The sequence below is a fragment of the Streptomyces cahuitamycinicus genome, assembly GCF_002891435.1.
Taxonomy (GTDB): Bacteria; Actinomycetota; Actinomycetes; order Streptomycetales; family Streptomycetaceae; genus Streptomyces; species Streptomyces cahuitamycinicus.
The window spans coordinates 1-8,324 of the sequence record NZ_POUC01000361.1; the positions used below are offsets into that span (position 1 = coordinate 1).

General features: G+C 74.6%; 7 protein-coding genes. 5 read left to right on the forward strand and 2 right to left on the reverse strand.

Going from position 1 to position 8,324, the window contains the following annotated elements; translation table 11 throughout:
- Nucleotides 1-11 precede the first annotated feature (11 nt).
- The 5 genes from pabB to C1J00_RS33035 are packed head-to-tail and all read left to right on the forward strand — an operon-like array spanning nucleotide 12 to nucleotide 6,738.
- Nucleotides 12-1,649 carry an aminodeoxychorismate synthase component I gene (pabB, locus tag C1J00_RS33015; RefSeq protein WP_439333455.1) on the forward strand — a complete coding sequence of 546 codons (1,638 nt, stop codon included), beginning with the start codon at nucleotides 12-14 and terminating at the stop codon, nucleotides 1,647-1,649.
- Nucleotides 1,646-3,169, forward strand: a complete 1,524-nt coding sequence (locus tag C1J00_RS33020; protein WP_102912652.1) for an AMP-binding protein — start codon at nucleotides 1,646-1,648, stop codon at nucleotides 3,167-3,169. Before pabB ends, C1J00_RS33020 begins: the two co-directional genes overlap by 4 nt.
- 23 nt (nucleotides 3,170-3,192) lie before the next feature.
- Nucleotides 3,193-4,752: a class I adenylate-forming enzyme family protein gene (locus C1J00_RS33025; RefSeq protein WP_102912657.1), complete on the forward strand. Its 1,560-nt coding sequence runs from the start codon at nucleotides 3,193-3,195 to the stop codon at nucleotides 4,750-4,752.
- A complete protein-coding gene (locus C1J00_RS33030) occupies nucleotides 4,749-5,924 on the forward strand; it encodes an FAD-dependent monooxygenase (RefSeq protein ID WP_102912653.1) in 1,176 nt (391 codons plus the stop codon). The genes C1J00_RS33025 and C1J00_RS33030 overlap by 4 nt, the downstream gene beginning before the upstream one ends.
- Before the next feature lie 10 nt (nucleotides 5,925-5,934).
- Entirely contained in the window at nucleotides 5,935-6,738 is an 804-nt protein-coding gene (locus C1J00_RS33035) for an aminotransferase class IV (RefSeq protein ID WP_439333454.1), read from the forward strand.
- Between the two features lie 72 nt (nucleotides 6,739-6,810).
- Here the strand turns inward: C1J00_RS33035 and C1J00_RS33040 are convergent, their stop codons facing one another.
- Nucleotides 6,811-7,278, reverse strand: coding sequence for a carboxymuconolactone decarboxylase family protein (locus C1J00_RS33040; RefSeq protein ID WP_102912654.1), 468 nt, complete (start codon nucleotides 7,276-7,278; stop codon nucleotides 6,811-6,813).
- A gap of 49 nt (nucleotides 7,279-7,327) precedes the next feature.
- The coding region (locus C1J00_RS33045) for an aminotransferase-like domain-containing protein (protein WP_102912655.1) at nucleotides 7,328-8,324 on the reverse strand (997 nt) is incomplete at its 5' end.

Here is an 8,324-nt window from a genome sequence, read left to right on the forward strand (position 1 = left end):
GCACTGCCCCTGTGGCCCCCAGCATCCCTGTAACCCCCGGTTCCGGGTGCGCGGACGCGTCCGCCTTACCGGTTGGCCGGGAGCCGCGGAAGGCGCTCGCCGAAGTCGCACCGGCCTCCGTCGCCGTCCCCCGGCCCCGTCGGCCCGATCGGGCCGGGTATCGGCTGCACACCCGGAGGGTCAGCGGTGCCGTTGACGCCGAGGCGGTCTTCAGGCGGATGTTCGCGGGGTCACCGCGGAGCTTCTGGCTGGACAGTTCACTGGTCGAGCCGGGGCGGTCGCGGTTCTCGTTCCTCGGGGACGACCAGGGGCCGCTCGCCGAGTTCGTGCGGTACGACGTCGGTGCCGGGCGGTGTGAGATCGAGCGCGCGGGCCGGCCGGTGCGGCGGGTCCGAGCGAGTGTCTTCGACTACCTCAAGCGGCAGTTGACGAACCGCCGGGTGGACGCGACCGGCCTGCCGTTCGACTTCACCGGCGGCTATGTCGGCTACTTCGGCTACGAGATGAAGGCCGACTGCGGGTCGGTCAACCGGCACCGCTCCCCCACCCCGGACGCCGCATGGCTGTTCGCCGACCGGGTGATAGCGGTGGACCACGAGGAGGGCTTCACCTACGCCGTATGCCTGGCGGAGGACACCCCGCAGGCCGCGCGGGAGGCCGCCGACTGGCTGGAGGGCGTGCTGGTCGGCCTCTCCTGCGTGGCGACGGAACGCCCGCCGCTGCCCGGACCGCCGTCCCCGGCCGACTCCGGCGCCGCCGAGCCCTGGCTGGTGCGCGACCGGGCGACGTACCTCGCGGACATCGAGGCGTGCCGGCGGGCGCTGCGGTCCGGCACCAGCTACGAGGTCTGCCTGACGAACGCCGCCCGGCTGCCCGCTCCGCCCGACCCGCTGGAGTTCTACCGCACGCTGCGCCGCGACAACCCGGCCCCGTACGCGGCGTTCCTGAGGTTCGGGGAGCTGGAGGTGGCCGGTTCCTCGCCCGAGCGGTTCCTGCGGATCGACCGGGACGGCACCGTGGAGGCCCGCCCCATCAAGGGCACCGCGCCCCGGGGCGACGGGCCGGAGGAGGACGCCCGGCTGCGGGACGCGCTCGCCTCGGACGCCAAGACCCGGGCCGAGAACCTGATGATCGTGGACCTGCTGCGCAACGACCTGGGGCAGGTCTGCCGGACCGGCACCGTGCGGGTCTCCAAGCTGATGGCCACGGAGACCTACGCCACCGTGCACCAGCTGGTGTCCACCGTGCGGGGCAAGCTGCGGGAGGGCACGGACGCGGTGGACTGCGTGCGGGCCTGCTTCCCGGGCGGGTCGATGACCGGCGCGCCGAAGCTGCGCACGCTGGAGATCATCGACGCGCTGGAGACCGAGGCCCGTGGCGTCTACTCGGGCGCCCTCGGCTACTTCGGCTGCGGTGGCGGTGCGGACCTGAGCATCGTGATCCGGACCGCCGTCTTCGCGGACGGCGCGATGCACCTGGGGGCGGGCGGCGCGATCGTGCTCGGCTCCGATCCGGACGCCGAGTACGAGGAGATGCTGCTGAAGACGGCGGCCCCGATGCGTGCCCTCCACCGGCACACGGCCGACCGGACGCGGCAGGAGGGTCCGCCGGGGCAGCGGGCCGGGGCGGCGGAGGAGGTCAGGCGATGACCAGTCCGCAGGTCATGCCGAGCCCGGCCGAGGCCGAGGCGCCCGGGAATCTCGCGGCCCAGCTGGCGGAACTCGCCGAGCGGCGCGGATGGACCGGCAGAACCGCCTTCCACCAGGGGCACCGGTCCTGGACCCACGGCGAGGTGCACCACCTCGCCGCCCGCGCGGCCACCGTGCTGGCCGGCCACGGGGTGCGCCCCGGCGACCGGGTGCTGCTCGCGCTGCCGGACTCCCCTGCCTGGGTGACGGCGTTCCTCGCCACGGCCCGCCTCGGTGCCGTCGCGGTGCCGGTCAACCCGGAACTCCCCGCGGCCGACCACGCGTTCCTGGCCGAGGACACCGGCGCCGTGCTGTGTGTGACCGGGCCGGGCCTGGAGGAGCGGTTCACCGGCCGGGCTGCGCTGGGTGCCGACCAGCTGATGGCCCTCGCCTCCACCGCCGGGCCCGCCGCCGCCCACCAGGCCGACGCGCACACCCCGTTGTACGTGCAGTACACCTCCGGCACCACGGGCCGCCCCAAGGGTGTCGTGCACACGCACGGCGATCCACGGACGTACCACGACCTGGTCGGGCGGCGGGTGCTGCGGATCACCGCGGAGGACGTCACCCTGTCGGTGTCGAAGCTGTTCTTCGCCTACGGGTTCGGCAACGCGTTCGTCTTCCCGCTGTTCTCCGGCTCGTCCGCCGTCCTGGTGGACCGGCGTCCCGGCCCGGCCACCATCGACGAGCTGGTCGCCCGGCACCGGGTGACGCTGCTGTACTCGGTTCCGTCCGCGTACGCGGCGCTGGTCGCCGAACGGGGCCACGGGCACGCGGGCTGCTTCGCATCGGTGCGGGCCGCGGTGTCGGCCGGTGAGGGACTGCCGGAAGGACTGGCCACGCAGGTGGCCGCGCTGCTCGGCGCGCCGGTGCTGGAGCAGATCGGCTCCACCGAGGCCGGTCACGCGTTCTGCGCCAACGGCTTCGCCCACAACCACCCGGGCACCGTCGGCCCGCCCGTCCCCGGCTTCGAGGTGGAGCTGCGCGACCGTGACGGCCACCCGGTACCGGACGGCGACGAGGGCGAGATGTGGGTGCGCGGGCCGACGGTGACGCCCGGCTACCTCAACCGGCCCGAGGAGACCGCCCACACCCTCGTGGGCGGCTGGCTGGCCACGAGGGACCGGGCCCGCCGCGAACCGGACGGCACCTACCGGCACCTGGGCCGCGCCGACGACATGGAGATGGTCGGCGGCATCACCGTCTCCCCGCTCGAGGTGGAGGCGGTGCTGCGTGGCCATCCGGCGGTGCGGGAGGTGGCGGTCGCCGCCGTTCCCGACGGGCACGGCGCGAGCCGGCTGCGGGCCTTCGTGGTTCCCGTCCCGCCCGTCCGGGACGGTCTGGCCGACGAATTGACCGGCCTGGCGCGCGAGAGCCTGGCCGCGTTCAAGGTCCCCCGCAGTGTCAGCTTCGTCCCGTCGCTGCCCCGCACCCCGACCGGGAAGCTGCGCCGCCATCTGGTCCGGAAGGGCGCCTGGTGAACACCACGGAGAGGAACGACCCGATGCGACAGCCCCTGCTCGCGGACCGCGGCTTCTGTCTGGGACCGCTCTTCCGGCGTGCGGCCGACCGGCACGGGGCGGTCTTCGTCACCCTCGACCGGCCGCTCGACGTCGCCCCCTGTCTCGGGACCGACCTGAGCTACACCGTGCTGGACGAGGTGGTCGAGGAGTTGTCCGGACGGCTGTGGGAGGCCGGGGTGCGGCCCTCGGAGCAGGTCGTCGTGCACAAGGCGGACAACGTCGACATCATGCTGCTGACCTGTGCCGTCTCCCGTATCGGGGCCGTGCCCGTGCTGCTGTCGCCCGCGCTGGCCCCGGCGGTGGCCGGGCAGCTCCTAGGACGGCTGCGGCAGCCCTGGCTGATCACCGACGGCCCGACGCTGGACGGCCTGAAGGACATCGCCCTGTCCGGGCTCGTGCGACGGACGCTGTCCGTGGACGACGCACCCCGTGCCGAGCCCCTGGCGCGGTACACCGGCGCCGAACCGTCGCCGCCGGTCCGGCTCCACCCCCGCGAACCCGCCCTGATCACCCACAGCTCGGGCACCACCGGCGTCCCCAAACTGGCCGTGCACTGCGCGCGGACCATGTGGAACCGGCTCGTGCCGCAGCAGGCGATGGGCTGGCCCACCCGGGGCGAGACGGCCGCACTGCACATGTCGTTCGTGCACTCGCGCTTCTACCACCTGCTCGGCGTGCTGCTGCACTTCGGCAGCCCGCTGGTGCTGATCACCGACCCGGACCCGGCCTCGGTCGGCCCGCTGCTGGTCCGGCACCGGCCCGGCATCGTGGAGACGCACCCCAACACGTTCGTGCTGTGGGAGGAACTGGCCGGTGCGCCCGGGGCGCCGCTGTCGCGGGTCCGGTCGTACGGCTCGACGTTCGACGCGATCCATCCGCGCACCGTGCGGCGGCTGCTGGACGCGTCGCGGCGCCGTACGCCCTGGCTGATCCAGCTGTACGGGCAGAGCGAGACGGGCCCGGTGGCGTTCCAGGTGGTGACCCGGCGCGGTGCGGCCCGGGCGGACGGCCGCCGGGTCGGCTTCGGGATACCCGGCTTCACCCGGGTCCGGGTCACCGACGCCGAGGGGCGGCGGGTCGCGCCCGGCACACCGGGCCGTATCGAGGCGCGCACCCGTGGCCGCATCCTCACCTACCTCGGCATGCCGGAGCGCTACGACCGTCAGCTCACCGACGGCTGGTGGGACATGGGCGACCTGGGCTACCGCGGCCGTCTCGGCGCGCTGTACCTGATCGACCGGGAGATCGACCGGATCGACGCGGTGCACAGCAACCTGGAGGTGGAGGACACGCTGATGTCCCGGCTGGAGGAGCTGCGCGAGGTCGTGATCGTGCCGGGGGCGGGCCGTGAGCCGGTGCCGGTGGTGTGCGTGCGCGGTGAGCGGCCGCTGGACCCGGAGCGCTGGCGGCGGGCCACGGCCGGGCTGCCGGCGATGGCCGAGCCGCGGCAGTGGCGGTTCGAGGAGCTGCCGATGACGGCGACGTGGAAGGTGAAGCGGGTGGAGATCGCCCGGATGCTCGGCGAAGGCGTCAGGGCGTGACCCCGGTCGTGGTCGTGGGGGCCGGCCCCGTGGGCCTTTCCGCGGCCCTCGCGCTGCGCTCCCACGGCCTGCCCGTCACCGTGCTGGAGGCCGACCCGCAGGACCGCGAACGGCCCGGCAGCCGGGCCCTGTTCGTGCACCGGGAGACCCTCGGCCTGCTGGACGCGATGCTGCCCGGCCTCGCCGCCGAGATCACCGCGTACGGGCGGACCTGGCACACCAGGCGCACTCTCCACCGAGGGCGCGAGGTCTACGCCCGGACGTTCCCGCCCCCCTCGGGCCCGCCACCCTTCACCAGCCTGCGCCAGGCGGACACCGAGCGCTTTCTGCGCGCGGCCTGTGAGCGGGCCGGGGCCGGCTTCGAGTGGGGCGCCCGCGTGACGGGCGTGTGCAGCACGGAGAGCGGGGTCCGGCTGACGGGCGCGGACGGGCGGGAGTGGAGCGCTTCCCACGTGGTCGCCGCCGACGGGGCCCGCTCCGCGGTCCGGCGTGAGCTGGGCATCGCGCTGGCGGGCACCCGCGGCGAGGGCTTCCACGTCGTCGTGGACGTCGCCGACGTGCCGGGCGGCGAGCTGCCACTGGAGCGGGTCTTCCACTACGAGCATCCCGGGGCCGGCGGGCGCAGTGTGATGCGGGTGCCGTTCACCGGGGGCTTCCAGATCGACCTCCAGTGCCGCGACGACGACCGGCCGGAGGAGTTCGGCACCGAGGAGGCCGTACGCCACTGGCTGCCGGCGATCGTCGGGGACGGCTACGGCGACCGGATCCTGTGGGTGTCGACGTACCGCTTCCTGCGCAAGGTGGCCGCCTCCTTCACGGATCCGCACGGGCGGGTGCTGCTGGCCGGTGAGGCGGCGCATCTCTTTCCGCCGTTCGGGGCGCGCGGCATGAACAGCGGGATCGCGGACGCGGCTGCCGCCGCCGGGGCGATCGCCGCCGGGAGCGCCGAGGCGGTCGCGCGCTTCGCCGAGGTGCGGCGCGCGGCGGGACTGTTCAACCTGGCCGCCGCGGGTACGGCCCTGGACCATCTGCGGCCGGGCAGGATGGTCCGGGTCGGGCAGCGGGCCGCGGCGGCCCTGGCGCCGGTGCTGCCGTGGTGTGGATCCTGGCTGGAGCACGCGCCGTACGGGCCCCGGCACGGGGCGCCCGCCGTCGCGGGCCGCAGGTACTGAGGAGAGGCTCATGGTGACAAGACCGGCGGTGGCGGAGGGTCTGTGGACCTGGACGCCCGGCCGTGGCCTGGCCCCGGCCCTGGAGCGGACGGCCGGGGGGCGGCTGCTCGTCGCGGACTCCTGGCTGCTGCGCGAGGGCCGCGTGCGGGCGTACGCCAGGCACCGGGAGCGGTTCTCGCGGGCCTGCGGTGACTGCGGCGGGCCGGAGCCGCGCAGGCTCACGGCGTTCTGGCAGGACGTGACCGCCGCGCTGCCGAGAACCGGGGAGTGGTTCCCCCGGGTGGAACTCGCGGCGGGATCCCTGGAGCTGCGGCTGCTGCTGCGGCCCGCTCCGCCGCTGGGTGCGGGGGTGCGCCTGTGGGCGGCGGGCCAGTCCGACCCGCGGACGGTGCCCCGCCGCAAGGGCCCGGACCTGGACACCCTGGCGCGGGTGCGCCGCCGCGCCACCGGCGAGGGCGCGGAGGAGGCGGTGCTGATCACCCCCTCGGGCGCGGTCCTGGAGTCGGCCACCGCCGGTGTCCTGTGGTGGGAGGACGACACCCTGTGCCTGCCCCCGCCTCGGCTGCCCGTCCTGCCGAGTGTGACGGCCGGGCTGGTGCAGGAGCGGGCACTGCGCTCGGGGCTGCGGATCGCGCACCGCGAGCGGACCGTGGCGGAACTGGACGGCCGTGAGGTGTGGCTGGTGAACGCGCTGCACGGGATCCGGCCCGTCACGGGCTGGGTCGGGCGGCCGATGCGGGTGCCGCCGGCGGAACGGGCGGGGGAATGGCGCAGCTGGCTGGACAGCGTCATGGAGCCGCTGCCGGCCGGCTGATGCGGAGGAAAGAGCGACGCCGTGTCGAATTCGACCCGGCGCCTTTTCCGTTGCCTATCAGGGATGCCTTTTTCAGTTTTTCGGGGCCATGCGCGTCGCTACCGCGATCCGGTTGTAGGCGTTGATGACGGTGGCCGCCCAGATGAGGGCCGCGATCTGGTTCTCGTCGAAGACCGCGGCCGCCTCGGCGTAGACGGCGTCCGGGACACGGCTGTCGTGGACGAGCGTCACCGCCTCCGTCAACGCCAGTGCGGCGCGCTCCCGTTCGGTGAAGAAGGGCGTCTCCCGCCAGGCGTTCAGGGTGTAGAGGCGCCGCTCGGTCTCGCCCCGTTCGCGGGCGTCCGCGGTGTGCATGTCGAGGCAGAACGCGCAGCCGTTGATCTGTGAGGCGCGGATCCTGACCAATTCCAGCAGTTCCGGTTCGAGCTGTGCTCCCTGAGCCGCGGAAACGGCGGCGGCATGCAGGGAGCCCATGGCCGCGGAGACGTCGGGGGTGACTTTCTTCAGGACCACACGAGAGGGGGAAGTGCTTTCGCTCATAACGTGACCATATCCGTCGGGCGACATTCAGGAGGGGGAATTCGCGGGATTATCCGGGCAGTACCGCGCACAGCGCGTCCAGCGCCCCCGACCAGGCGTGGTCCGGCGGCGTGCCGTATCCCACGACCAGGGCGTCGACGGGCTCGGCCCGCGCGGCCGGGTGGGTGTAGCGGGCCAGTCCGTGCAGGGCGAGGCCCCGCCAGTGCGCCGCTTGCACCACCGACTGCTCGGTGCCCGCCGGCAGGCGCAGCAGGACGTGCAGACCGGCGGCGATGCCGGTGACGCGGGCCTGAGGGGCCCGGGCCGTGACGGCGGCGACCAGGGCGTCCCGGCGGCGCCGGTAGCGCAGGCGGGCCGCGCGCACGTGCCGGTCGTAGGCGCCGGAGGTGAGGAACTCGGCCAGGGTCAGCTGGTCCAGCACCCCACAGGTGTCGACACCGCCCTTCGCCGCGGCGACCTCCTCGGCGAGGCGCGGCGGCAGCACCATCCAGGCCAGCCGCAGCCCGGGCGCGAGGGACTTGCTCGCGGTGCCGAGGTGGACGACCCGGTCGGGGTCCAGCCCCTGGAGCGCCCCGACGGGCTGCCTGTCGTAGCGGAACTCCCCGTCGTAGTCGTCCTCCAGCACCAGCCCGCCGGTGCGCCGCGCCCAGTCCACGAGGGCCGTACGGCGGTCGCGGTGCAGGGGCACGCCCATGGGGAACTGGTGGGCGGGGGTGAGCAGCAGTGCGTCGGCTCCGGACGCGGCGCCCGGGTCGGTGCCCAGCCGGTCGAAGGGCAACGGGGCGGTGTCCAGGCCGGAGGCGGCCAGGATCCTGCCGTGGACGTCGAGACCGTACGACTCGACCGCGACCGTCCGCGCTCCGCGTGCCCGCAAAACCGTGCCGAGCAGCTTCAGGCCGTGCACGAACCCGGCGCACACCACGATCCGTTCGGGGCCGGTGCGCACGCCCCGGGCCCGGGAGAGGTATCCGGCGAGCGCGGCCCGCAGCTCGGGGCGGCCACGCGGGTCGCCGTAGTCGAGGGCGTGGTGCGGGGCGGCGGTGAGG